25 protein-coding genes and 2 pseudogenes are annotated in these 25,911 nt (G+C 43.9%); 19 read left to right on the top strand and 8 right to left on the bottom strand.

The window, feature by feature from the left end:
- Positions 1-82: 82 nt before the first annotated feature.
- From truA to purF, 6 genes are all read left to right on the top strand, one after another.
- Positions 83-877: a tRNA pseudouridine(38-40) synthase TruA gene (gene truA / locus AB4503_RS01970; protein ID WP_004734161.1), complete on the top strand. Its 795-nt coding sequence runs from the start codon at positions 83-85 to the stop codon at positions 875-877.
- 176 nt (positions 878-1,053) lie between these two features.
- On the top strand, positions 1,054-1,980 hold the full coding sequence (gene accD, locus AB4503_RS01965) for an acetyl-CoA carboxylase, carboxyltransferase subunit beta (protein ID WP_017062348.1): 927 nt from the start codon (positions 1,054-1,056) through the stop codon (positions 1,978-1,980).
- A 42-nt stretch (positions 1,981-2,022) separates the two neighbouring features.
- The gene (gene folC / locus AB4503_RS01960) at positions 2,023-3,285 is read left to right on the top strand and encodes a bifunctional tetrahydrofolate synthase/dihydrofolate synthase (protein ID WP_017062347.1); all 1,263 of its coding nucleotides are present in this window, start codon (positions 2,023-2,025) and stop codon (positions 3,283-3,285) included.
- Positions 3,286-3,861 (top strand): SPOR domain-containing protein, encoded by a 576-nt coding sequence (locus tag AB4503_RS01955; RefSeq protein ID WP_017063432.1) that lies wholly within the window; start codon positions 3,286-3,288, stop codon positions 3,859-3,861.
- Between the two features lie 61 nt (positions 3,862-3,922).
- Positions 3,923-4,414, top strand: coding sequence for a CvpA family protein (locus AB4503_RS01950; protein ID WP_009848678.1), 492 nt, complete (start codon positions 3,923-3,925; stop codon positions 4,412-4,414).
- A 34-nt stretch (positions 4,415-4,448) separates the two neighbouring features.
- Positions 4,449-5,963 (top strand): amidophosphoribosyltransferase, encoded by a 1,515-nt coding sequence (gene purF / locus AB4503_RS01945; protein WP_017062345.1) that lies wholly within the window; start codon positions 4,449-4,451, stop codon positions 5,961-5,963.
- A 100-nt stretch (positions 5,964-6,063) separates the two neighbouring features.
- Here the strand turns inward: purF and AB4503_RS01940 are convergent, their stop codons facing one another.
- Positions 6,064-6,939: a LysR family transcriptional regulator gene (locus AB4503_RS01940; RefSeq protein WP_017062344.1), complete on the bottom strand. Its 876-nt coding sequence runs from the start codon at positions 6,937-6,939 to the stop codon at positions 6,064-6,066.
- A 228-nt stretch (positions 6,940-7,167) separates the two neighbouring features.
- Between AB4503_RS01940 and AB4503_RS01935 the strand changes: the two genes are divergently transcribed.
- The 7 genes from AB4503_RS01935 to recR all read left to right on the top strand — a co-directional run bounded on the left by AB4503_RS01935 (position 7,168) and on the right by recR (position 13,117).
- Positions 7,168-8,271, top strand: a complete 1,104-nt coding sequence (locus AB4503_RS01935) for a response regulator (RefSeq protein WP_372113495.1) — start codon at positions 7,168-7,170, stop codon at positions 8,269-8,271.
- Positions 8,272-8,419: 148 nt separating this feature from the next.
- Positions 8,420-8,557: a hypothetical protein gene (locus AB4503_RS01930; RefSeq protein ID WP_017067606.1), complete on the top strand. Its 138-nt coding sequence runs from the start codon at positions 8,420-8,422 to the stop codon at positions 8,555-8,557.
- Between the two features lie 74 nt (positions 8,558-8,631).
- Positions 8,632-9,003, top strand: a complete 372-nt coding sequence (locus AB4503_RS01925; RefSeq protein WP_029225617.1) for a YbaN family protein — start codon at positions 8,632-8,634, stop codon at positions 9,001-9,003.
- 161 nt (positions 9,004-9,164) lie between these two features.
- Positions 9,165-9,710 carry an adenine phosphoribosyltransferase gene (gene apt / locus AB4503_RS01920; protein WP_017062340.1) on the top strand — a complete coding sequence of 182 codons (546 nt, stop codon included), beginning with the start codon at positions 9,165-9,167 and terminating at the stop codon, positions 9,708-9,710.
- 18 nt (positions 9,711-9,728) lie between these two features.
- Positions 9,729-11,957: a DNA polymerase III subunit gamma/tau gene (dnaX, locus tag AB4503_RS01915; protein ID WP_372113493.1), complete on the top strand. Its 2,229-nt coding sequence runs from the start codon at positions 9,729-9,731 to the stop codon at positions 11,955-11,957.
- Positions 11,958-12,109: 152 nt separating this feature from the next.
- Positions 12,110-12,439, top strand: coding sequence for a YbaB/EbfC family nucleoid-associated protein (locus AB4503_RS01910; protein WP_017062338.1), 330 nt, complete (start codon positions 12,110-12,112; stop codon positions 12,437-12,439).
- Between the two features lie 78 nt (positions 12,440-12,517).
- Positions 12,518-13,117 carry a recombination mediator RecR gene (recR, locus tag AB4503_RS01905; RefSeq protein WP_019823189.1) on the top strand — a complete coding sequence of 200 codons (600 nt, stop codon included), beginning with the start codon at positions 12,518-12,520 and terminating at the stop codon, positions 13,115-13,117.
- A gap of 66 nt (positions 13,118-13,183) precedes the next feature.
- On the opposite strand, the gene aqpZ is transcribed toward recR, so the two are convergent.
- Together aqpZ and AB4503_RS01895 are read right to left on the bottom strand one after the other, a co-directional pair.
- Complete coding sequence (aqpZ, locus tag AB4503_RS01900) at positions 13,184-13,873, bottom strand: aquaporin Z (protein ID WP_017099207.1); 690 nt, start codon at positions 13,871-13,873, stop codon at positions 13,184-13,186.
- Between the two features lie 100 nt (positions 13,874-13,973).
- Positions 13,974-14,222: a YkgJ family cysteine cluster protein gene (locus AB4503_RS01895; protein WP_017059389.1), complete on the bottom strand. Its 249-nt coding sequence runs from the start codon at positions 14,220-14,222 to the stop codon at positions 13,974-13,976.
- A 159-nt stretch (positions 14,223-14,381) separates the two neighbouring features.
- Here AB4503_RS01895 and AB4503_RS01890 point away from each other — a divergent pair, with 159 nt between their 5' ends.
- The 5 genes from AB4503_RS01890 (at position 14,382) to AB4503_RS01870 (ending at position 20,769) form a co-directional block, all read left to right on the top strand.
- The gene (locus AB4503_RS01890; protein ID WP_372113491.1) at positions 14,382-14,831 is read left to right on the top strand and encodes a YcgN family cysteine cluster protein; all 450 of its coding nucleotides are present in this window, start codon (positions 14,382-14,384) and stop codon (positions 14,829-14,831) included.
- 68 nt (positions 14,832-14,899) lie between these two features.
- Positions 14,900-16,468 (top strand): site-specific integrase, encoded by a 1,569-nt coding sequence (locus tag AB4503_RS01885; protein ID WP_372113489.1) that lies wholly within the window; start codon positions 14,900-14,902, stop codon positions 16,466-16,468.
- Entirely contained in the window at positions 16,465-18,327 is a 1,863-nt protein-coding gene (locus AB4503_RS01880) for a hypothetical protein (protein WP_372113488.1), read from the top strand. Before AB4503_RS01885 ends, AB4503_RS01880 begins: the two co-directional genes overlap by 4 nt.
- Positions 18,328-18,331: 4 nt before the next feature.
- The gene (locus AB4503_RS01875; protein ID WP_372113487.1) at positions 18,332-20,314 is read left to right on the top strand and encodes a hypothetical protein; all 1,983 of its coding nucleotides are present in this window, start codon (positions 18,332-18,334) and stop codon (positions 20,312-20,314) included.
- On the top strand, positions 20,311-20,769 hold the full coding sequence (locus tag AB4503_RS01870) for a hypothetical protein (RefSeq protein ID WP_372113485.1): 459 nt from the start codon (positions 20,311-20,313) through the stop codon (positions 20,767-20,769). The genes AB4503_RS01875 and AB4503_RS01870 overlap by 4 nt, the downstream gene beginning before the upstream one ends.
- A 145-nt stretch (positions 20,770-20,914) precedes the next feature.
- Here AB4503_RS01870 and AB4503_RS01865 read toward each other — a convergent pair whose 3' ends face one another.
- The 5 genes and pseudogenes from AB4503_RS01865 to AB4503_RS01845 all read right to left on the bottom strand — a co-directional run bounded on the left by AB4503_RS01865 (position 20,915) and on the right by AB4503_RS01845 (position 24,473).
- Complete coding sequence (locus tag AB4503_RS01865) at positions 20,915-21,235, bottom strand: hypothetical protein (protein WP_372113483.1); 321 nt, start codon at positions 21,233-21,235, stop codon at positions 20,915-20,917.
- Between the two features lie 657 nt (positions 21,236-21,892).
- A complete protein-coding gene (locus AB4503_RS01860) occupies positions 21,893-22,633 on the bottom strand; it encodes a hypothetical protein (RefSeq protein ID WP_372113482.1) in 741 nt (246 codons plus the stop codon).
- A 196-nt stretch (positions 22,634-22,829) separates the two neighbouring features.
- Positions 22,830-23,414: pseudogene (locus AB4503_RS01855) on the bottom strand (IS5 family transposase); the annotation flags it as partial.
- Between the two features lies 1 nt (position 23,415).
- Positions 23,416-23,532 (bottom strand): annotated as a pseudogene (locus AB4503_RS01850) (ISAs1 family transposase); the annotation flags it as partial.
- A gap of 512 nt (positions 23,533-24,044) precedes the next feature.
- Complete coding sequence (locus tag AB4503_RS01845) at positions 24,045-24,473, bottom strand: VOC family protein (RefSeq protein WP_017028791.1); 429 nt, start codon at positions 24,471-24,473, stop codon at positions 24,045-24,047.
- Between the two features lie 564 nt (positions 24,474-25,037).
- Between AB4503_RS01845 and yqfB the strand changes: the two genes are divergently transcribed.
- Positions 25,038-25,340, top strand: a complete 303-nt coding sequence (yqfB, locus tag AB4503_RS01840) for a N(4)-acetylcytidine aminohydrolase (protein WP_102353401.1) — start codon at positions 25,038-25,040, stop codon at positions 25,338-25,340.
- Positions 25,341-25,911: the final 571 nt, after the last annotated feature.

Genomic DNA, 25,911 nt, shown 5'->3' with positions numbered 1-25,911 from the left:
ATTGAAGTTTTAGCCCCATCCTATTTGGGCTAGCACTGATTTCCGTATATACTTCTCGCCCATTTTCAAAGAGAACAAGAACATGAAAATTGCTTTAGGTATTGAATATAACGGTACCCACTACTTTGGTTGGCAGCGCCAACGAGACGTGAAAAGTGTCCAAGAAGAATTGGAAAAGGCTCTTTCAGTTGTCGCGAATCACCCTGTAGAAGTTATGTGCGCAGGTCGTACAGATGCCGGTGTTCACGGTACGGGACAAGTCGTTCACTTTGAAACTAATGTCGATCGTAAAATGGTGGCATGGACAATGGGCGCGAATGCCAACATGCCAAAAGATATTGCGGTTCGTTGGGCGACAGAAGTGAATGAGGATTTCCATGCTCGTTTCTCGGCTACTGCCCGCCGTTATCGCTACATTATCTTTAACCATGCACTACGCCCAGGCATTTTGAATTCAGGTGTGAGTCATTATCATGGTCATCTTGATGAGAAAAAAATGCATGAAGCGGGTCAGTACTTACTTGGTGAGAATGACTTCACTTCGTTCAGGGCAACACACTGTCAATCTCGTAGCCCATGGAGAAACATGATTCACTTGAACGTGACTCGTCATGGACACTACATTGTGATCGATATTAAAGCGAATGCGTTTGTTCACCACATGGTGAGGAATATTACGGGTAGCCTTATTGCCGTAGGTAAAGGTGAGCAGAAACCAGAGTGGATCCAGTGGCTTTTAGAAGCTAAAGATCGAAAAGTAGCCGGCGCAACTGCAAAAGCGGAAGGTTTGTATCTGGTGGATGTTGATTATCCTGAACATTTTGAGCTACCACGAGAGCCAATTGGTCCTCTATTTTTACCGGATAATTTGAACTAAATGTGAGACTTAGGTTCAAAAATTATTACGGTTTAGTGCGTAAGATAGTCCCAGAAAATAGGTACAACCAGTTTTTTATCTACAGTCGCTGTTTTATGTGCTTTAATTCCCACGCATAATTCCCAAATTTATTTCTTTCGCAATCAAGCGGAAGAATCGAAACAAAAAGGTCTTCCATGAGTTGGCTTGAAAAGATTTTAGAAAAAAGCAACATCGTAACATCTCGTAAAGCGTCTATCCCTGAGGGTGTTTGGACGAAATGTACTTCTTGTGAGCAGGTTCTGTACCATGCTGAACTAGAGCGTAACCTAGAAGTATGTCCAAAATGTGACCATCACATGCGCATGAAAGCACGTCGTCGTCTGGATACATTCCTAGACAAAGGTGAGCGTGTTGAACTAGGTGCTGATCTTGAGCCACAAGACAAGCTGAAGTTTAAAGACTCTAAGCGTTACAAAGAACGTATCTCTGCTGCTCAAAAAAACAGTGGTGAAACAGACGCATTAGTTGCAATGAAAGGCGAACTATTGGGTTTACCTATCGTAGCGTGTGCTTTTGAATTCTCATTCATGGGCGGCTCAATGGGTTCTGTTGTTGGTGCTCGTTTCGTGAAAGCGGTAGATGCTGCTATCGAGAACAACTGTGGTTTAGTGTGTTTCTCTGCAAGTGGTGGTGCTCGTATGCAAGAGGCATTGATGTCTCTAATGCAAATGGCGAAAACCAGTGCTGCGCTTGAGCGTCTATCTGCGAAAGGCCTACCGTTTGTTTCAGTTATGACTGATCCAACAATGGGTGGTGTTTCTGCAAGTTTGGCAATGCTTGGCGATATCAATATTGGTGAACCAAAAGCACTGATCGGTTTTGCTGGACGTCGTGTAATCGAACAAACGGTACGTGAAGACCTTCCTGAAGGTTTCCAACGCAGTGAGTTCCTACTAGACCACGGTGCTATCGACATGATTGTTGACCGTCGTGAGATGCGTCAGCGCGTTGCAAGCCTTGTTGCTAAAATGACCAACCAGCCTTCACCATTAGTAGTTTCTGTGAACGATTCACCGAATGAAGCTACTTATGAAGTACCAGAAGCGCCAGAAAAAGGGTAAAGTACCTTCTAACAAACCAACTTAATTATGGTTATGAGTTAGATGAGTCAACAACCTATTCCTCAAGCCACATCCTCTTTGGAGATGTGGCTTGATTATTTATCAAACATCCACACAAGCGCTATTGATCTTGGATTAGACCGAGTTCAGGCCGTCGCCTCTAAGGCAAACCTCACCAAACCTGCTCAACATGTTATTACTGTTGCCGGAACCAATGGCAAAGGCTCAACATGTGCACTGATGGAAGCGATTCTATTGGACGCTGGTTACTCAGTTGGTGTCTACAGCTCTCCTCACTTAATTCGCTATAACGAACGTGTTCGTATCAACGGCCAAGATCTATCTGATGAAAAGATGGTTCAGTCTTTCGATTTCATTGAGAAAGAGCGTGGCGAAATCAGCCTGAGTTTTTTCGAATATGGCACTTTAGCGGCGTTACGTGCATTTCAAACTGAAGCGGTTGATGTTGTGCTTTTAGAAGTGGGTTTAGGCGGGCGTTTAGACGCGACCAATATCGTTGAGCATGATGTTTCTGTGATTACTAGTTTGGCTGTCGACCATGTTGACTGGCTAGGTGATGACATCAATGTGATTGGTTTTGAGAAAGCGGGCATTTATCGTAGCGGTAAACCCGCTATCTGTGGTCAACCCAAGCCACCAGCTACGGTTGCAGCGCACGCTGATGACATTAAGGCTGAGTTCTACCAAGTCGGTATTCAATACACTTATGATGTTGACGGTGATACGTGGAACTGGCGCAGTGGTGCATTCCAACTAGAATCGCTACCTATTCCAAGCCTGCCGTTACCTAACGCTGCAACAGCGTTGATGGCATTGGGCACATCAGAGCTTAGTATTAGCGACGTGAACGTGGTTAACGGCATGAAGAATGCGCAGCTTCCTGGGCGTATGCAGCAAATTAGCGAACAACCGGTGATTGTGCTTGATGTAGCACACAACCCGCATTCTGCTGAGTACTTTGCGCAGCAAGTCGCGAAGAAGTATGCAGGCAAAAATTTACACGTTGTAGTCGCCATGCTTCATGACAAAGATATCCCCGCGACATTGGAAGTATTAGCTCCAATAACAACACATTGGTACCCAGCTTCGCTGAACGGCCCACGAGCCGCAACAGCCGCTGAATTGTGTCAAAGCTTACCTGAAGGTGTAGAGCGGTATTCAAACCCTGTTGTAGCGTTTGAAGCGGCTTTAGCTTCTGTTAAAGGTGACGATGTTGTGTTGGTTGTCGGTTCTTTCCATACAGTGGGTGAAGTATTGGAGCATTGGCAGAAAAAAGGAAACTAAATGGCAAGTAAATTCCAAAGCCGGTTAGTCGGCACCATCATTTTAGTGGCCATTGGTGTGATTGTATTGCCCGATGTACTAGATGGTAAGAAGCTCCACTACAAAGAAGAGTTTGCAAGCATTCCAATTAAGCCTGAGCTTGATAGTAATGTTGAAGTGTTTGAAGTACTCGATCCCGTTGAAGATCAGATAGCGCTACCGGATTCTCCTGTTGAGCAAGTGGTTGAAAGTGGTCGTACTGATAATTCAAACACGCAAACCGCGTCTTCTTCTAATGATAAAGAAGCAGACAAAGTGGCAGTTGTGGTTAAGCCGGTACCTGAAAAAAATGAATACCAAGACAGTGCTTGGATTATTCAATTGATGGCTTTGAAGAATGCTGACAACGCAAAAAACGTTGTTAAGGATCTGCAAAAGCGCGGTTATCAGGCTCACACCAAGCAAGAAAAAACTTTTACGCGAGTAATTATTGGCCCGGATGTCTCTAAATCCAAACTTGAGCGACAAATTAAGGAATTAGAAAAAATTACGGGTTCAAAAGGCCAGTTGCTCAAATTTAAACCGTTAAATCCATAAGAAAACGTTTGCGTCAGCATTTTTTCTGTTAAAATGCGCGCCAACTTAAGATGAAGAATTCATGAATTGGTTAGATTTTGTCATTTTAGGCGTGATCGGCTTCTCTGCCGTGATCAGTTTAGTTCGTGGTTTCGCTAAAGAAGCCTTGTCACTCGTTATTTGGTTTGGAGCATTTTTTATTGCTAGCCAGTACTACGCTAAATTAGCGATGTACTTCACCAATATCGAAGATGAGATGTTTCGAAACGGAACTGCGATAGCAGCATTGTTTGTTGCAACGTTAGTTGTGGGTGCCTTAGTTAACTATGTCATCGGTCAACTAGTTCAGAAAACAGGCCTGTCAGGTACAGACAGAATCCTCGGTGTCGTCTTTGGTGGCTTACGTGGTGTTTTGATTGTTTCTGCAGTGTTGTTTTTCATGGATGCGTTTACTGCATTCCCAAGTTCTGAGTGGTGGAAGAATTCGCAATTGGTTCCAGAATTTAGTCGAATCATTGCGCCGTTCTTCGAGCATTTACAAGCAACATCTAGTTTCTTATCTGGCGCGCTCTAGCGCCAGTTAATGTCGAAAAATCGAGGATTAGGACATGTGTGGTATTGTTGGAATCGTGGGTTCAACACCTGTAAACCAGTCTATTTATGACGCTTTAACGGTATTGCAGCATCGTGGCCAAGATGCCGCTGGTATTTGTACCATAGAAAGCAATCGTTTCCGTCTGCGTAAGGCGAACGGTTTAGTAAAAGATGTTTTTGAAGCAAAACACATGCAGCGCCTACAAGGTGAAGTTGGTATTGGCCATGTTCGTTATCCTACTGCGGGTAGTTCAAGTGCGTCTGAAGCTCAGCCTTTCTACGTAAACTCTCCTTTTGGCATTACGTTGGCGCACAACGGTAACCTGACGAACGCAAACGAAGTTCGTGAGAAGTTGTTCGAAAAAGACCGTCGTCATGTAAACACAACCTCTGACTCTGAAGTTCTACTGAACGTATTAGCTCATGAGATCGATACTGTTAAAGGTAACGTAACTTCAGATGACGTTTTCCGCGCTGTGGCAAATGTGCATCGTACAATTCGTGGTGCTTACGCCGTAACGGCGATGATCATCGGCCACGGTATGATCGCATTCCGTGACCCACATGGTATTCGTCCATTGTGTCTTGGTAAGCGTGAAGTTCAAGGTAAAACAGAGTACATGGTTGCGTCTGAATCGGTAGCACTCGATGCTGTTGGTTTCGACTTCATGCGCGACGTAGCACCAGGTGAAGCTATCTACGCAACGTTTGACGGTGAGCTTTTCACTAAGCAATGTGCAGACAACCCACAACTAAACCCATGTATCTTTGAGTTTGTATACTTTGCACGCCCAGATTCATTCATCGACAAAATCTCGGTTTACAGCGCACGCGTTGAGATGGGTGAGATGCTTGGTATGCGTATTAAAGAAGAGTACGCAGACTTAGACATTGATGTAGTTATTCCAATCCCTGAAACATCAAACGATATTGCGCTACGAATCGCTCAAGCGATCAATAAGCCATACCGTCAAGGTTTCGTGAAAAACCGCTATGTTGGCCGCACATTCATCATGCCAGGTCAGCAACAACGTAAGAAGTCGGTTCGCCGTAAGCTCAACGCAATTCGCTCTGAGTTTAAAGGTAAGAACGTTCTTCTGGTTGACGATTCTATCGTTCGCGGCACAACATCAGAGCAGATCATTGAGATGGCTCGTGATTCTGGCGCAAATAAGGTCTTCATGGTTTCAGCTGCTCCAGAGGTTCGCTTCCCTAACGTTTACGGCATTGATATGCCGAGCGCGACAGAGTTGATTGCTCATGGTCGTGATAACGAAACGATTTGTAAGCAGATTGGCGCAGACGCCTTGATTTTCCAAACGCTACCAGATCTGATTTCTGCAGTGGGCATGGGCAATCAAGACATCTCTCGTTTTGATACTTCTGTATTTAACGGCGAGTATGTAACGGGCGATATCGACCAAGTGTACCTAGATTTCCTAGACTCTTTGCGTAATGACGACTCAAAGGTTCAGCGTGAGATTCAACAAGATCTTGCTAACTTAGAGTTACACAACGAAGGCGCTTAACTAGCGTTTCGTTAGTCATACAGAGTTTCGCTAGCGATACAGAAAATAAAAAACCAGAGCATCGGCTCTGGTTTTTTGTTTATAGAGAAGGGGATTGACCTTAATGAATGTGGTATGCGATCACAAAATCAATAAACAATCTCACTTTCTCTGGTAGATGGTCTTTGTGGTTATAAAGCATGTAAATATCACGAGGGTTAGCGCTCCAGTCTTCTAAAACTTGCACTAAGCTGCCATCTTCAATGTATTCACGAATCATCACGTCAGGCATCAGGGTGATACCTAGGCCTTCTGAGCACGCTTGTCTTACGACATTAAGCGCATTGGCGTTGAAACGGCCTTTCTCGCTATTCACCACCGTCTCTTCATTCGAATTACTCAGCTGCCACTTAATCAGCGGGTAGCCTTTGAGTAGCGAATGGTTCGCTAGCTCTTCAGCATGGCTTGGAGCTGGGTTCTTCGCTAAGTACTCAGGGCTCGCGATAAGAATATCTTTGACTTCACTGATTTTTCGAGCGATTAGGCTTGAATCACGCTGAGGGCCGACTCGGAAAATTACGTCCCACTCCGTTGGATCCAGCTGATCCGCTTGGTTGTTCATCATCAGCTCAATATTGATATCAGGGTATTGAATCATGAATTCACTGAACATTGGCATCATCATGCGCTTGGTCAGGTTTGAGGGTGCCGTAATACGAATCTTACCGGAAGCGCCTTTGCACACGTCAGTTAACTCTTCTGCAGTAGAAGAGAGACGTTGCAACAGCGGAGAGCATTCATTGAAGAAACGTTCGCCTGCCTCTGTTAAAGAAAGTTTACGCGCGTGTCTATTGAGAAGCCTAAGGTTCAAAGAATCTTCTAAGGCTTGGATGCGTCGTGTGATGGTCGCAACCGGAATCATAGTCTTGCGCGATGTTGCGGTGTAGCTCCCATTTTCAACGACGAGTCGAAAGAGGTTTAAATCATCTAATTTCATAAATCCAGACACATTTGTTTACAATCTCATCTAATTTATACGTAACAGTGAGATCAATGTTTGCGTTACGTCAACTCGTTGCACTATTTACAAGTATTCCAACCCTCGTCACGAATTACCAGTAAAGAGTGCAAATTTGTGTATTTAGCATTTTATTACTAAGTTTTATATTAGTTCTTAGAACAGATAACAATAATAATTCGACTTAGTTTTGTGAGGTTATAGATTATGTACAAAACTCACAGTCAGCCAGTAATGACCTCGGCTCAGGAAGTAATTAACCAAAAATGCGTGATGTTGGTTGATGATGATCCTATTTTTCGCCGTATAACCAGCGCGTACCTAGACAAGGTCGGTTATAAAGTGGTTGAGGCTGAAAATGGACTGGACGCTTTGCAGAAACTTAGAGACTCAGCCCCAGATTTAATTGTGTGTGACTTATCAATGCCAATACTTGATGGCATAGAGCTTGTGGAAGAGCTCAGTTTAGAGTACCCGTCACTGCCTATGATCGTTGTGTCTGGCACTGATGATATGTCTGACGTGGCGAAAGCCTTGCGATTTGGTATTAAAGACTTCTTGGCGAAGCCGTTAGAGGATCACCGTCACCTAGGAAGTGCGATTGCGAATACATTGACAGATTCGTTCGATAACATTTCAGACCAACGAGATTTTTCGAGCCAATGGTTCTGTGTGGATGATGGGGGAGAGATCCCTGAAGACCAAGAACTGCATTGGCACCTGAATTACCTTCAAGATAACCCAAGCGCAGCAAAAGACTTACTGCATGCGCTGCTTCCAGAGAAAGATACGCGACAAGGCTCATGGCGTTGCAGTTACCGGTTACTGCAATCAACAGAGATGATGCCACTTGTGTTTGACTATGCGTGGATGATGAACGGGCAGTTTGCTTTTTACCTCGTCGATTCATCGTCGTCTGATAATGGCGGCTCCGCGACAACATTGTTAGTGAGAGCGCTGTTCCACGATTACATAAGAAACAGAAAAGATTTTAATGTTGATCTCAAAGATATTGCTGAAATCTTAGAGAAGGGGATTCGTTGCTCTAAATGCTCCACCCCAGTGAATGCCTTGTTAGGTGTTGCTGACCTTGCCGAGGGAACCATCTCCATTTTGCCTGCGGGTCTAGACGGGCAATGGTCGAATGGTGAATTGAATCAATATATTGCAGCAGGTGAGCGCTTGGGTGAGAACTGCAAGAAGAACTTTATTACGCGGGACCTTCCGATCGAACAGGGCTGCCAACTGTCGTTGAGCCTACTTGGAGCGGCAAGTTTTAGTTTAGACATACACCAAGGGTCTACTGATTAACCCTATATTTCCTCGGTTTTTGTGAATAATTGATTAAGGTATAGTTGCGCAAATGGTGTGGCTATGCCTTTTTTGTTAAATGTCGATTTAGCAAAGCGGGTTTGGTTCGCCGGATACTTACCTTCACTAACAAAAACAAGAAGCAATCATGGCAGATAACAAAGACTTTCAAGACCCGTTTAATGTATTCTACTTTTTAGGATTTTTAGCCGCATTTTTAATGATTCCATTGCTACCAGCAACACTTACGTTGATCCGTGTATTCAATGGTTACGCAACATTCTAGTTAAGCTGTCGTCGCCGATTGGTGATAGCTAACTCAAGGAGGCCACAATTAGCGTTCGAGTTTTAAGCCTCAATATTGCTGGTGGCCTTTGTATATTTCTCGCAGTTCTAGGGATAGTTTTGCCCGTTCTGCCAACCACTCCTTTTCTCCTTCTTGCCAGCGCATGCTTCATGCGAAGCAATCCGAAAGTTCATAAATGGATGCATGAGCACAAAACGCTGGGTCCTTTGCTGAACAATTGGTATCAACACGGTGCCGTCACCAAACAAGTTAAAACGCGTGGCGTATTCTTTATCTTGTTGAGTTTTGCGTTATCCATCTACTTTGCCCCTATCATTTGGGTCAAGGCTTTCCTAATTTGTGTACTTGTTATTCTTCTCACATGGTTTATGCGACTTCCAACCCATGAGTTGGTTGCTGACAGCAAAGAAAATCACTACCATTAAGCCAGTGTGCCTGCTTGTATAGCGGGCGTTTATTATTTCAGCAATCAGAGTTATGACTCTCGTTGCAATGAATACCAATCGTACCTTTCCTTAATTCCGAGCGTTGATGTTTGATTCGTTAACGAGAGTTTGGAAAGCGGCCTAATGAAGTGCATAAGATTATGAACACAGAAAAAATCTCTCTGATCAAAGCAAGCATCAAAAGCATTCCTGATTACCCTAAAGCGGGTATTTTGTTCCGTGACGTAACAAGCTTGATGGAAGATCCAGTAGCTTACAAAGCGACTATCGACCTGCTAGCGGAAACATACAAGGACATGGGCTTTACTAAGATCGTTGGTACTGAAGCTCGTGGTTTCCTATTTGGTGCGCCTTTGGCACTTGAGCTAGGTGTTGGCTTCATTCCTGTTCGTAAGCCGGGCAAGCTGCCTCGTCAAACTGTGGCACAATCTTATGAGCTTGAGTACGGCACCGACACTCTAGAAATCCATACTGATGCTATCGTTGAAGGCGATAAAGTGTTGATGGTTGATGATTTGCTAGCAACGGGCGGTACGATTGAAGCAACAACAAAGTTGATTCGTCAGCTTGGTGGTGTGGTAGAACACGCTGCATTTGTTATTAACCTTCCAGAAATCGGTGGTGACAAGCGCTTACAAGGCTTAGGTCTAGAAGTGTTTAGCATCTGCGAATTCGACGGTCATTAATCCTTTTCGGAATTATTCATGAGCTATCTTGCGTTAGCGCGAAAATGGCGACCAACCAAATTCAAAGAAGTGGTTGGTCAAGCCCATGTTTTAACAGCATTAGAGAATGCCCTTAGCCAGAATAGGTTGCACCACGCATACCTGTTCAGCGGTACACGAGGTGTTGGTAAAACAACCATCGGTCGTTTGTTTGCTAAGGGACTCAACTGTGAAACAGGCATTACCTCAACACCTTGTGGTGAATGTGCAACCTGTAAAGAAATCGATGAAGGTCGCTTTGTTGACCTGCTCGAGATCGATGCGGCATCACGAACTAAGGTAGAAGATACCCGCGAGCTTCTGGACAATGTTCAGTACAAGCCTGCACGTGGTCGCTTCAAGGTTTACCTAATCGATGAAGTCCACATGCTTTCTAGGCACAGCTTTAATGCGCTTCTAAAGACCTTAGAAGAGCCGCCTGAGTATGTGAAATTCTTGCTCGCAACAACGGATCCACAGAAGCTTCCAGTAACGATCTTGTCGCGTTGTTTGCAGTTCCATCTTAAGCCGATCAGCGTTGATAATATTCACGAGCAGCTCGATCATATTCTTGAACAAGAAGATGTGACGTCTGAATCTCGTGCGCTTGGAATGATTGCTCATGCTGCTGATGGCAGTATGCGTGATGCGCTAAGCCTTACAGACCAAGCTATCGCATTGGGTAATGGCAATGTCGTAACAGATACTGTTGCTCACATGCTCGGAACACTGGATACCGACCAAGCTATCCACTTGCTTGAAGCGATTAGCAGTAAGCAGCCACAGCAAGCGATGGCGTGTATCCAAAGCCTTGCTGAGAACGGTGTTGAGTGGGATGGTTTGCTGAATCAGCTTGCGGCCCAACTGCATCGTCTTGCGATGTTCCAAGCTTTGCCATCTACATTAGATAAGGCACAGCCTGACGCTGAGAAGCTTGAACTACTGAGCAAAGCGCTTAGCCCACAAGACATTCAACTCTACTACCAGATCGTGTTGAAAGGTCGTGAAGACTTACCATTGTCGCCAACCGCTCGCGTTGGTATTGAGATGGTGGTTTTACGCATGTTGGCATTTAGACCAGCTGAACAAGCGGTTGCTACGGCAATCTCGACTCAGTCGGCAAGCCCAGCGCCAGTTCCAGCAGCTCAAGCTCAGAACGTTGCTCAGTCAGTGAGTCAACCTGCGCCAATGGCAGCTCCGAGACAGCCTCAGATGCAACAACAGGCGCCTCAACAGCAAGCTATGCAGCAGCCACCCGTGCAACAGACTCCGCAGCAGAATCCAGCACAGTATTCAGATTCGCAAGGTTACGCTGAACATTCAGGCAACCAAGGTTATCCTGAGCAGGATTACCCGCATAGCCAGTATGACGCGCCTCCTGCTTATGATGAGCGTCCAAGCTACGGTGCAGAGCAGCCTCAGCAGCAACAAACGAATTATCAAAACCAGAGTCCGGTTCAACAGCCAAGCGCTGCACCTTCTGCTCCGCAAGAGCAGCCAGCGCGTGCAACTTCGCCTGTGAGTGGTTTACGCCACCAATTACGTTCTCAACGTAGAGGCAGTTCGGCAACAGAAAACAAAGGCTCGGCGCCAAAAAAGGCTAAAGCGACACCAGCTAAAACTTCAGTTCTTGATCGAGTTGCTCAGCAACACGGTGGTTCTGAGCGGGTGTCGCCAGCTTCTTTATCATCCTCTTCGACAGAAAATGTGACCAACGATAATGAACCTTATCGCTGGAAACCGTCTAAACCTGTAGTGAAAGAGGTGAGCAAAGAGCTTACACCTACTCAGATCAAGCGTGCGTTGGAGCATATTAAGACACCAGAAATGGTCGATAAATTGCTTCAAGAGTCGATTGCTCAAGATGAATGGTCAGCCACGATTCAAAAGCTAGAGACAGCCAAGCTTGTTGAACAGTTAGCATTGAACTCAGTTTTTACTAAAAACGACACATCAATCACTTTAACGTTAAGAGCGAGCCAAGCTCATTTGAATACCGACCGTGCGCAGAGTGAGCTATTGCAGTCTCTCAATACTGTGCTTGGAGAAGAGTGTCATTTGAGTGTTGAAATCGGTGATGGTGGAGAAACGCCGCTAGAATTACGAGAACGACTGTATCAAGGTAAGTTGAAAGACGCGTTTACCGCTTTAGAAAACGATGCCAACGTACAGTTCATTGAAAGACGTTTTGCCGCTGAACTCGACAGAGACAGCGTTCGTCCTATCTAGAACGTTTTCTTGTTTAGTGACCGGCGTATCATCCCAGATAAGCAAATCTGAGAACTGAACATCGAGGGGTTGAATCACACTGTTTTAACCCCCATTTAAGCTCGTATAGCTTAATTAATTTTAATAAACCAATTAGACCAGAGAGTATTAACATGTTTGGTAAAGGCGGTATGGGCAACATGATGAAGCAAGCCCAGCAAATGCAAGAGCGCATGCAAAAGCTTCAAGAAGAAATCGCAAATATGGAAGTTACAGGTGAGTCAGGTGCTGGCCTTGTAAAAGTAACGATCACTGGTAGCCACAGCGTTCGCCGTGTTGATATCGATGAAAGCCTAATGGAAGACGATAAAGAGATGCTTGAAGATCTTATCGCTGCTGCTTTCAACGATGCGGCTCGTCGCGTTGAAGAAACTCAAAAAGAGAAAATGGCTAGCGTAACTGGTGGAATGCAACTTCCACCAGGTATGAAGATGCCTTTCTAAGTAACTTATTCTTAAAGGTTAATTCAGGTGGTGGTTTGTGTTGAACAGGCTATTACTTGAACATTAGAACGGTTAAATATGCGTACCAGTCATATGCTGGAGCATTTGATGGAGGCCTTACGTTGTCTACCTGGGGTTGGCCCCAAGTCGGCGCAGCGTATGGCCTTTCATTTGTTACAGCGCGATAGAAAAGGCGGCCTACAGTTGGCTGAAGCTCTTAGCCAAGCAATGACCGAAATTGGTCACTGTAATGAGTGCCGTACTTTTACTGAAGAAGATACTTGCCACATTTGTACCAATCCTAAACGTCAGGAAAATGGTCAAATCTGTGTAGTAGAGAGCCCTGCAGACATTGCAGCTATCGAAGCAACTGGCCAATATTCAGGTCGTTACTTTGTATTGATGGGTCATCTTTCACCACTTGATGGTATTGGTCCAAGCGACATCGGTCTTGATGTTTTGGACTACCGCCTGCGTCGTGGTGATATCTCGGAAGTAATCCTAGCGACTAACCCAACAGTTGAAGGGGAAGCGACAGCGCATTACATTGCTGAGCTATGTAATGCCCATGAAGTGAACGCTAGCCGTATCGCTCATGGTGTTCCCGTTGGTGGTGAGCTAGAGCTGGTGGATGGCACCACGCTTTCGCACTCCTTACTCGGTCGTCATAAGATCTAAAAAAGCCGCTTGGTGAAGCATCACTAAGCGGCTTTTTCTTTTATTGCTTTAGACGTTTTTCAGCGCTTAATCTGAACCTCTTACCGCTTTGTATATCATCGCGCCAATCACGGCACCAATAATCGGTGCAATCCAGAATAGCCACAATTGCGAAACGGCCCAATCACCGACAAATACAGCCACGCCGGTACTTCGAGCAGGGTTCACAGAGGTGTTGGTTACAGGAATACTGATAAGGTGAATCAAGGTCAAACAGAGACCAATCGCAATGGGTGCAAACCCAGCAGGCGCTTTTGAATCAGTTGCGCCCATGATCACGAATAGGAATACCATGGTCATGACCACTTCACAGACCAGTGCAGCGGTAAGTGAATAGCCGCCCGGTGAGTGTTCACCGTAACCATTTGAAGCAAAGCCAGATGCTGCAGCGTCAAAACCAGCTTGGCCTGAAGCAATCACGAATAACACACCACCCGCGATAATACCGCCAATGACCTGGGCAATAATGTAAGGTGCGACGTCTTTGGCATCAAAGCGGCCACCGCTCCAAAGACCTATTGTAACAGCAGGGTTGAGATGACAGCCGGATATATGGCCAATAGCAAAAGCCATGGTGAGTACGGTTAAACCAAACGCGAGGGAAACCCCGAGTAAGCCGATACCTACATCGGGAAAAGCAGCGGCCAAGACGGCACTACCACAACCCCCTAACACCAACCAAAATGTACCGAACATTTCTGCGATATACCTATTCATAACGATCCTTATTAATCTGTACCAGTATCAACAAGATAGTTTAGATTTCGAAGAATTGTGAAATCTTAGATATATAGGAGGAAGAAAAGGTCAGATAATCTTAGGTAATGGCTTCTAACTCGATCAGGTTATCAAGGGCTTCTTGGTCGGTTTTACCACAAATGACAGGGCAAGCTTTGAATTGGTGACATACCTTCGGGCGTGAAGGTTGACCAAATAATTTGCAGAGATCTTGCTCATTTAATTGGATGCAGCGTACCCCAGCAGGCTTACCATTAGGCATTCCAGGAATAGCAGATGTAATACTTGGAGCGATACAGCATGCTCCACAACCTAGGCGACATTCCATCAAATTAAACTCACTAAATAACAGGGTGCGCGATAGTAGCAAAAAATGATGAGAGTGACAGCTGTTGATTGAATCAAAGAATGAACAATTATTATCCTTGAACTTTTTATGGGCTAGCGGTATAACACGCACCCCAGTAAAAGAGTAAGAAGTAATCCTATGACGAATCCATTTTGGCAAGAAAAGACACTAGAACAGATGACCGAGAATGAGTGGGAATCACTTTGCGACGGTTGTGGTAAGTGCTGCCTACATAAACTAATGGATGAAGATAGCGATGAAGTTTACTACACCAATGTGGCGTGTAGCTGGTTAAACGACAAAACATGTTCGTGTAAAGATTACCCGAACCGCTTCACTTCAGGTGAAGAGTGTTTGAAGCTGACTCGTGACAAGATCGATGAGTTTCACTGGCTACCAGACACTTGTGCTTACCGCCTTTTATCAGAATCTAAGCCGATTCCTGAATGGCACCCGTTGATCACCGGATCAAAAACAGAGATGCATGCAGCAGGTGAAAGCGTTCGTAACAAAGTGGTATACGAAATCGATGTTGTCGATTGGGAAGACCACATCCAAAACTTACCTGAATGGGCTAAAAAGCGTTAATTAACTTTTAAAGTTGAGAATCCATACTAAGCTTCACTGTAGTTTGTTATTGCTCAGTGAGGCGTGGTATGGATACCTACTACCAAATTCAAATTTCATCTATCCCTAACTTCGTTTACAAGAAACCTTTAGTGTCCATTGATGAGAATGGTGAACCCCAGGTTACCTACCGTGCCAATGGCAATACGCTCCCAATCAAGAAACTCCCCTTACTCTATATCGCTGGGTATGACGACAAAGACAACCTAATCAGCTACCAACCATTAGACATGGTCAATGAGTTCTTATTGTCGAAAGCAATCGATGATGGCGTACTTGAGCTTGGTACAGACGCACAGGGGCTTGCCCATTACTTCAGTTTTGTATTGGACAAACAGGAAGGGTGGGATGCTGAATACGATGAAGGGGACTTTGACCCTATCTATGATGACCCCCGTCCAGAATGGAGTATCTTTCCTCGTAACAAACAAGAACGGGTAACATACCAATATCGAGATGGAATAAAGCAGCTCGCTATTAATGGCGTATTGGCTAAAACAACGGCTAGGCAATATATGAGTAGTGTTGTTGGTTTCTACAAACACTGTCTTCGCCAAGGTATCCGCTTTAATAACCCTCCCTTCCAGTTTGAGACAGTGAATATCCATTTCGCAGCATCTGCATCCAGTATGAAAGCTTACCAACGTAAGCAGGTACATACGACGGATATGCGGATTAAGTTTTCTAAGTCATCACGCAGTGGCGGCACAAACCTCAGCAACTTGCGCCGTGATCTAAAGCCGTTTACTAATAATGAATGGAACATCCTGCAAAACATATTAATGAAGTCCCGTAGGGTAGTTCGTCATGGTGACAATAATAAACTGCATTCACTGCCTATTGAGTTTTGCCTACACCCAATGATTTGCCGCAATACAGGGTTACGCCGTGAGGAAGCAGCGAGCCTTCATTTAGGGCAGATAGTTAATCCTGAGACCATGATTCAGGATGGCAAAGAGGTGTTTAAAAAGCCTGTTATGGACTTGGGTGTCGGTGATAAGTATCAGTCACTCACAAAGACAGCTGAGGGCTTCGCAGAGAAGAATAAAAGCCGCGTTACCATTATCCCCGCCGCATTGATGAAGATGCTTTACGATTACTCGCAGTCTGACAGGTATCAAAAGCGCCTTGAGAAATTCAAAGTATGGTGCAAGGAGCAGGCTGAGGCAGGTCATACGCATTTCTTTGAGGGTGATGATGCAATCAACCCCGAACTGGAATACCTGTTTATTACCCAGTCTGGGAAACCCATGTTTACGCGGTTACAAGACTTTACTGGGCGCTGGGTTGAAATACGTAACACAGCAAACCTAACCCAAGGTCTTGACCAGCCTATTGTCGGCTCTATACATAATCTGCGTTCAACATTTGCCGTGAATGTATTCCGCCACCTTTTAAATAAAAAGGATGAGCGTGGTAACCCTTCAATCACACCCGATGATGCATTGGATAGGGTGTCAGTGTTGCTAGGCCATGAAGATAGGGCGACGACGATGGAATACCTGAAAATTGCACAGGATATGCCCTCTGCCGATGAAATCTACGAGGATGTACTGGACTATATTGGCGCTTTTGATGATTTGGAGGTGGCAGTATGATGCAGGGACGTAAGCGTACCAAAATTACAACAAAGAAGACCAGCGCACCTATCATCCCACTTCGTTTTGAAGATATGGTTTTAGATTATGGCAATGGACGTAAAGCCTACACTCACCGGCTGCGCTACCGTCATGTCCCGACAGTGAAACAGATTGAATCAGGGAGTGGCGTGTTGGCGAATCGGGATGGTATCGTTAGGGAAATTCACCAACGGCTAAACTCCTTACCTGAAAACTGGTCAAAGCAGGGTTATTTTTCTGGGCTTGTTACCTACTTCCTGTATCTTGATGGCATTGGTTATCACGGTGACCTTTTTACTAATGCCGTCATGATTGATTGCTTAAAGCACTTCAATAAATTAAGCGAGAAAGGTGAGCAGGTATCGGCAGCAGCGCAAATTAAAAGCGGCTTATCTTTCTTATTAAGGCAGTGGAACAGAGAAGCTGACCTTAAGGTACTGCCAGAAGTTGCGGCACTCCCTTTGGTTGCAAATAAATCGTTTCATGTGGAAACAGAGCTGAAGCCGTTATCCAAAATATTGGTTAAAGGCGCTGTGGCCTTTCAGGAAGCGATTGAGAACAATGAGTTGCTAGATATTCATCCGTTCTTTGATGAAGAGCGGTTTGATGAACAAGCAAAGCGTAATGGCTGGACATTAAGGCAAGGTGCAGACAAGAAAAAGGGCTTCAAGCAGTGCATGAGATCCATATCTGCAAACCTAAAGGATGCCTCGCTTCCACATGAGCGACTTCATCGACAGGTATTTTATAATCAGGCATCACGCAATTGGTTTTTCGTGTTCTCAATGCTGACAGGCATGAATACATCGGTGCTCGCTAACGTACAGCATAAGGATGTTTCATTTAAGAGTATTGGTAGTGGGCGGTTTGTTTTTGACGGTGAGAAGTTCAGGGCAGGCTATAAGGATTTAGATAATAGCGCTGGCTTTAGCCAGCGAACTAAAGAGTTGATTACCCGATGGCTAAAAACATCTAAAGTGATGTACCAATCACTGGGTATCCCGCTGTCAAATGAGCTGCCGCTGTGCCCTTTCTTTAATGGCAATGGTGAGGTTTGGACATTCAATAACTCTTGTACAAATATTGGCTACATCAATACTCAGCTTGAGAAGATAACTGGCTTAACGGTTAGTACAAGCCGATTCAGGGCAACAAAATCTGATGTACTGATGCGAGTCACTGAGGATATCTTCCTTGTGTCACAGGGGCTGAATAATGAAATAAATGTTGTCGCCCGACGCTACTCTAGTGGTGTTCAGGCAGACCATGATAACAACCTTAATGCCACGATGGGTGCACAATACGCTATTGCCAAGGGGGAGGATATTGGAAAAGCCATCGAGGGTGCAAAGGCGATGCGCAGCGATATTCTGTCAGATTATGATTATAAGAATTTGCGCAGCCGTGAAAGCAAAGAGCAGCCATTAATGACAACGCCCAGTGGCATCAAGTGCGCAGGGGCAACACCAGAGAAGCTTATTGCGGAAGCAAGGCGCATGAAGCAGTTGGGCATCGATTTTTCCAAAGATACGGGACGTTGCACGGATTTTCTTGCTTGCTTTGATTGTGACAACCATAAATTAGTGGCGTCAGAAAATGATATCTGGTTGATGCTGTCATTTTTAGAACAAATCGAAGACCTCAAAGAGATGGTGGCAAGTAATTCCGCACCGAAGGATGAGTATTTTGTGGTGGAGGGGATATTGAAAAAAGTCCTTCTCAGGCTGAAACAAAAAGCACTTAAAAACTACGCTCAAGCAAAACAGAAAGTGGATGACGGTGAGTACCACCCGCTTTATCAAGACCGAGCCAGCGCAAGCCAATTCTTTAAGGGGTAATTTTATGTCTGAAAAGCTTATACAGCTTCGCCAAGAACTTGTTGAAAACCCGTATGTGACGTTTGACTCTGACGGGAAAGGTGTTTCTCGAGTCTTTGATGCAAAGTGGGATTTCCACGCCCTGAACCAGAATGTGAAAACAGTTTCTTTTAGGCATATTGGTGAGAAGTATCGCCTTGATATTCAGTCTTACCTCTATGCGCTGATGCAATGGCAAAAGAAAAAGTCAAACTCCAATTCCCATACGGCTGTTAGCTCGTTGGCAAATACAAGGAATCGATTAAACACCATCGCAACACGCTGGGGAAAAAGTGATTTCAGCTTGCTTTCGAGCGAGCGAGAGTGGAAAAAGTGTACTAAAGCATTACATGGGGTTGGCGGTGTAGGTATGTGCCAACACATTGCGTCTACGATTAATGCATTGAATAAAGTGGGTCTTGTAACGCGTTATGTCCATAAACGGGAGTATACCAAGTGGGTTAACCCTGATGCTGGTAACGGTCAGGCCATTGCATTTCCTGAAGCGATTCATGTCAGTATTTTAAGGACAGTTGTTGAGTTTGTGGAAACCTATCACCCATATCGCCATCAGATTTCAGAGGCGATGGAGAAGCTATACACCTATCAGGATGAAATGTTCAACGTTGAGCTAAAAGCACTCGATGTAAGTGCCCTTAACGTGAGGCAAATGACGGCATTCACCATAAGGATGTCACGCAGATCAAGAAGGTGGCCTGAACGGAAAGCCATTCCTAACTTCTCCTTTCACAGGCGTGGAAATTGGTTAGGAGCAATGCTCAGGATGTGCTTTATCTGTATTGGCTTATTCTCCGCCGCCCGAAAGGAAGAGCTGCTCTCCATGAACAAAGAGAGCTATGACGATACATTAGCTGCTGTGCCCAAGGTCTCAGGGTTTTCGACAAAGGGAAATAAGGGTGAAAGAATTTATACGACGTGGAATACTGCCCCTATCGCAAAGCTGGCACTGGAGCTAGCTTATGACGCCACGCAAGCCGCGAGAAAATACAGTTTAGAACGACTGGATGACGGTTTTCAACATGGTCTGTTAACCCAAGACCAATATAATGCAAAGAAACAAGACCTTGAAAGTGCCTTTATTTCTTCTGACATCCCTTATGGCAGTGAAGCGCTCATAAATAAAGCATCGCTAAAATACAGTATTGGCGGGGCTAGTGATGCATTGAATATGAAAGAGTTCAACATTACTGCGACCGCCGAAGACGTTGACGAATTCGACCTGTTAAATCCAGAACGAGCAGGAAGTTTAAAGATTGGAGGCGGTTTACCAAAGCTTAGTCCACATGGCTTACGAAGGAGTTTTGTGGTCTTTATGGTGAAGAACCGACTGGGCAATGCGCTTACAGTAAAATACCAACTTAAACACCGCAATATTAATATGTCCAACTGGTACGCGAATTATTCCGAACTGGCGCGTACCAACCAACTGCTGATGGATACAAAGTTAATGAGTGAAGTTGATGAAGCCATTGAAAACTCAGCAGTGGACGCATGGGATGAGATTTACAATGTATCCGATACCTTAAGCGGTGCAGAAGGTGAGCGCATAGCCCAGAATAAAGCAGAGCGGCTAGCACAAGGGGAAGAAATTGTTATGTCCCGAAGTGAATTGCTCGCTTTGGTAAGGTCTGGTGAGAAATCCATTGTATTACTTCCTACAGGTGGCTACTGCACCAACCGTAATTGTGAGCGCCTTTGCTCACTGATGGATATTGTTGAAGCCCCCTGTGAGCATAAGGTAATCACGGATAAAGCGGCTAAAAGGCTTTCAAGGGAGCGGGACAACCTCATTGCTTCGTTCCGGGCAATCAATGATATGGGTGATTATGCCAATGAGTTGATTCTGGATGCCAGAAAAAAGAAGATTCAGTCCATTGAACCTACATTGGTCAAACACAGCATCCCATTTGATGGCTTCAATGATGATATTAAGGCGGTATGGTCATGAAAGTTGAGTATAAGGCAACCTGCAAGGCAGAAGGGTTACTGGTCAATGCATTTCAGCGACTATTAGATGGTAAGCCGCTTCATGTTAAGGCAACGGGCAAGCTCACGTTAAACCGAATCAATAATGAAGCCCAGCTCGGCAATAGCTATGTCCATAAGTTCAAAGAGTTCGTGGTTTACGCTAAAGCTGTTATCGACGAATACAATCTCAACCGTGATAAGGCGATGACAACAGGCTTAGATATTGAGCTAGATGTCCCTTTATCTGAGATTGATAGGCTAAAACACGAATTAAAAAAAGCCAATGAGCTTAAGGATAAATACAGGGTGCAACGAAACAATGCCGTGGAGGCACGGAAACAGTTAGAGGCTGAAAATGCTAGGCTGCGTTTCAGGGTGTTTGATTTACAGCAAGAACTATTAAGTGAAAACTCAGTTGTGACGCCAATCAAGTAGCGTTCTCTTACGCTCAAAGTGTACTGGGGCTAGGATCGTAACTCGTTTCTGCCCCGAAATGAGTTGCGCCTCAAAGTTCAAATAATGGTGCTTTGTTAGCTTTGACATACCAAAAGTAATGAGTGGCAAAAGGCAAGACCTGACCCTAGACAGTTCTTAGAAATACAGGCAATGACATAGGAAGAACATTTTTAGGCTTACCCGCTTTAATTTCCCTAACCTGAATGACACCATCAAACGTGCCAATAGGACTATCGGAACGGATACTTACGAGCACTTTTAGTTCATGCTCTTGCTCACTGGTGTCTTCGATAATAGAAGGTTGAACAGATATCCACTCCTGCAGCGCAGGTACAACGTGCAGCTTAGCCCCTTCAACCTCGGGTAAATTATATAAAACCAAATCAAATATCTGAGTTTGCCCCTGCGACATCTGAATATCCAGAACGCCCATATTCCAAGACACCTTGTCCTTAGCGAACGCACTCCCTACGGGCAAGATTAATAGTATTAACAATAAACAACGCATCTTCACTTCTTTAAAATTACGCAACGTTGTCATTATAGTGATGGCTAAAAAATAAACGGATATTACACTGTGTTGTCACAAAATATGTGATCAAATTATAGAAAATTAGGTTGAATAGTAATGCTTAATATAAGATCGGCTCTGATGGGTGTGCCAGTAAAGGATTCATCTGCGAGATACACTAACGTCGCAATCAAAAACATGATGCTTGCAGCATGAGCTTGAATAAATCTGGTTAACTTTCAGATAGTTACAATGAGATTTCCAGTGTTAGCTTGCATAAGATTGCATTGAAAAACTTCAAATTTCCACGAACTAAGGAACAACTCGTAGTAAAATCACCACCGCCTATACATCAATTCTCGACAAAATCGCTTGGTGATCACACATTAAAGCTCGGCCCTGCTAACAGTTTTTTGGACATAAATCATTTTGAGAAAACATAATATTAGCAATTCATGTATAACTTCAAATATTGGAAAATAACATACCTTGCTTAGTCTTGATTGTGCTGAACAAGACAGAGTTTTCGAACTTGTTCACAATAGGTATTAAGCGCTGTCTTTGCAGCATTTAATACCTATCTATTCAATATTACAGGCACTTTGCAGACCATATTAGGTTGCTGGAAAGAGCCAAAAGGCAAAGTTCAGAAGGTGTTGTATTAGGAACTCCACTCACACCACATAGTGAACTGAATGCGCTTACTGTATCTGAGTGATAAAAAACATTACATGTAAGTGCTTCCGGAGTTATTTTTGTTGCAAAAGAAGCGACACAGTTCGCGTCGGCATCACAAGCATTAAAACAAGAGTTGTTCAAAATAACATCTTGTAATGACATTGTACTTTGGCTAGCAATATAACCGCCTTCTAGCTCGAAGTACGACTGATCTAGCGTGCTATTGTAAACAATGCTCAAGAGCCCGTTGTCTGGTGTGTTTGCACAACTTTCATATCCATTGCGACCATCATCGTAAAAATCATTTTCCGCAATTCTTTGAAGTGTACCTGTGGGAACAGTATGAGAATTTGAGGGGCACCCTTCAGGATATCGGCCTAATGTAGCAAAAGCTTCACAAAAATGTTGATGATTAAGCGCCACATCTAGGCTTTGAGTTGTTTGTTGAGTAGTAGAACAGTCCTTAACATCCCAAACACCATCAAAATTTCGATCTTCATCAGGATCATTAATTCGGTTTTGATTGGTATCCCAGCAATTTATACCAGCCAACCCTGTAGTTCCAGCTTCACCATTATCACCGTCTAAAGGACATCCTGACAATAAAGCAGTTAAAGTAGCTACTATTAGAGCTCTATCAAATCGTATTTCCATATTGAATCCTTTCAATTTAGAGGTTTAAAAAACAACAAAATAACCAATTCACTAATGACATTAATCTCGATGGTTAACTGCTCTCTGATGGGGCTAGTTAGCTTCGGAGGCTCCATGCTTGAATGAGTATACTATGGAAGGGCGTTGTTGATCAATTCTCCCCTAAGAGCGTAGTAACCCCAAGGGCTGCGAGCAATTAAGCAACTTCATTTCTTACGGGCATACCTAGTCTTATGACTTTGTTCATGACCTTGACACCAGCGAGGATTTCACCAACCTGAGCATTGTAAGATCGTAGACTCAATGTAGCACTATTGAGTTGCTTATATCGGTACATGGCTGTCTCTGAAATCGCTCTTTGATGATAGTCATTATCGCGTTTCCACTTGGCTAACGCATTGCATTTTAAGGCTTTAACTGCTTCATTTCTTGGATGCCCTTCCTCCCACAGCCCTGCATTTGAGCGAGGAGGGATAGTTGGTTTGCATCCTTTGTTCTTCAAGACTTTATGACAGGCTTTCGTATCGTATGCTCCGTCTGCTGACACTTGATGTATCTTACGTCTTAATGGGTTGAGTAACGTAGGGAGAACTTCGTTATCACCTACCGAAACAAGGCTAACTTCAGCACCAATTACATCATGGTTTTTTGGGTCTACAGCAAGGTGCAGTTTACGCCATGTGCGCCGCTTTTCTTTGCCGTGCTTGCGAGTTTTCCATTCACCTTCGCCAAACACTTTTAGACCTGTCGAGTCAATCACGACATGGGCTACAGGACCACGGCTAGCGCATTTTAATCCCTGACTCCAGAAGGGCTGAGCGATAATCATCATCTAGCCCTGCCATTTTCTTTTTCCTTGCCATACTAGCTGACTTAGTCGTGTCTTGTTTGAACAGTGATCTGCTCCAGTCATATTAGACACAAGCATATACGACTTTTTCCATACCTTGAGTAATTTATGCTTTGCTAAATTAGCTATCTCGCTAAAATGGAAGTGTCCAAAAGCTTCTCGGATTGAATTTTTACCCGTGGCACTTTCTAACTCGAAAGTGCCCCTAAATTGTTTTCGCCAAAAAGTCTAAATTCACATGCGAGTGGGTTTTGAGCAAATAGAACTAATCTGAAACCCAACACTCACAAAGAACAAAAATGGGTGTTAGAGTGCGGTTCTTAGCTCAAATGAATTTGCTAATTTTTGCACTGTAAGTCGCTTTGAAAGCGTCACAAACTTACAAGTCGTTATGGCAGCAACTAGCCTTGAACAAGTATCTAAAATCTTCGCTATGAGCGCTTGAGGTGGTCTGAGGGCTGTTTTTGATAGCAAACTCACACATTTATTATAATAGGAATAATAACTACCAATATTTCTAACGCCAAGCGTTGGGAATCTGTCTTAAACGCTTGTATAAAACTACTTCGACGGTTTCGCTTTCTCTCCAAGGTGTTGAGTAAACCTTAATAAGTAACCATCTGGATCCTGTATAAGAAACTCCCGTTCACCTGATAGCTTTTCACCAATGTCATACCATGTTTCTTTTAAGTCACGGAAGAAAGGCACCTGAGCTTGTTTTAACCTCTTAAGCAATGGCTCTAAATCTGATAGCTCTATTTGAAAATTAATCCCACGTCCTAATGGAGCGACTAACTCGCCAGTATTCCAACCTGAGTCTGTGATTTGTTCTAGCATGATTTGAACCTGTTCTTGTTCAAGGTATACAAAATCAGGGTTTTCTCGTTTAATCCGTACAGAGAAGCCAAGTACATCGATGTAAAATGATAATGACGCTTCAAAATTGCTTACCGATAATTCGGGAACCATAGGATTCCAGTATTCTTCCATAATCTATCCTTGCTATATGCTGTAATGCCGCCTGTGATAACGCTTTCTATACGGCGAGAGGCCGTATTTAGACGCTGGTTTATGCCTATCTAATCTTTCACGGTCAACAGAAATTGAAGGAATGAAAGCGATTAAATGGTTGTACTGATGAGGTCTATTTAACGGCACTTAGTGCGAACCTAAACATAAACCAATACTTTTGCTAGTGCGATGTTACTCATCGCACTAGATCTTCACAAGTAAATTTGCCATACCTGTAATTATTGATGGTTTTCTAATTTAGCAAAAGCACTGGCAAGGTTTTGTCCAGAACCTTCTCAGGCACCATATTCGTAACTCAGAAATGCCCCATTATTTGGTAGACCTTTCACTCATTCATATCCTGTTCACAGACTTTTTCCATATTAAAAGTTATGCGACACAGAAAATATCCCCAATGATTTCCCTCACTAGTCCATTGGGTTAGATTGAAGCTTAAAAAAGAAAGAGCTTATTGCCGATTCATTTAATGCTGGTGTAAACTTGTAAGACATTGGAGAGAGTTGGTGTAAATCATTGGATAGAATGACATTTTTCACTAGGTTAGAGCGCCAGATTCTTTCTGGTAAAAAAACTGCAACGATTAGAGATAAATCTGAAAGCCATTATTACCCTGGACAGGTTGTTGAAGCATTTACTCTCGAAGATGAGCGGAAAATCTGCAGACTAGAAATAGTTGATGTTGAGAATGTTGAGTTTGAAAAGCTCTGTAGAAAACATGCCAAAGCGGAGAATTTACCATTTGTTTTTATGCTCAAATGGCTATTACGAAAGATATACCCAACGGAATCTAGTTTGTATTTTGTCAGCTTTAAAGTTGTTGGGTAACTCATGGCACCTTAGTATAAACATTCATCCGCGGCAATCTGTAACTAAGAAATGCCCCATTGCGTACTTAGAACACATGAAGACATCATGAGAATGATTTTGGCGACAGCTTGTTGCCAAATTGTCCAACACCTATTTTTGCAAGAGGCTATTGCAAAATTGCGGTATAGGTTGCTTCGTAAATTATTTATGCCCCAAGACGTGTTTAGAGCGCATGAAACCAATGTGAGATTTATTTGTGCAACAAGCTGCATTGCAAGTTCCAATCCCAGTTTTGCAACAGCCTGTTGCAAAAATCACTATGAAGCACTTCTGCTCCAAATTTTCTTACGATGGGTTGACCTTACAGTTCTGTTAAGCATCATTTGACCAACTTTTTCCTAATGCCAGTAGAGTGTCTAGCTGTTTCAGGCCTTGCCATATACATCAATATTAGACTTAGCGAAGGTGAACCATCTGGCTCTAGTTCATCAAGAATTTTAAATGATGGAGAAATTAAATGCCTAGCGGTCCCCCCTAGGTCTCAACGGACAATAAACAGTGTTTAGAGCAATTTTGAGGTCAAGCACAG

Source organism: Vibrio sp. 10N.222.55.B11 (assembly GCF_041473705.1).
Taxonomy (GTDB): Bacteria; Pseudomonadota; Gammaproteobacteria; order Enterobacterales; family Vibrionaceae; genus Vibrio; species Vibrio crassostreae_C.
This window is presented reverse-complemented; position numbering and strand designations above follow the sequence as displayed.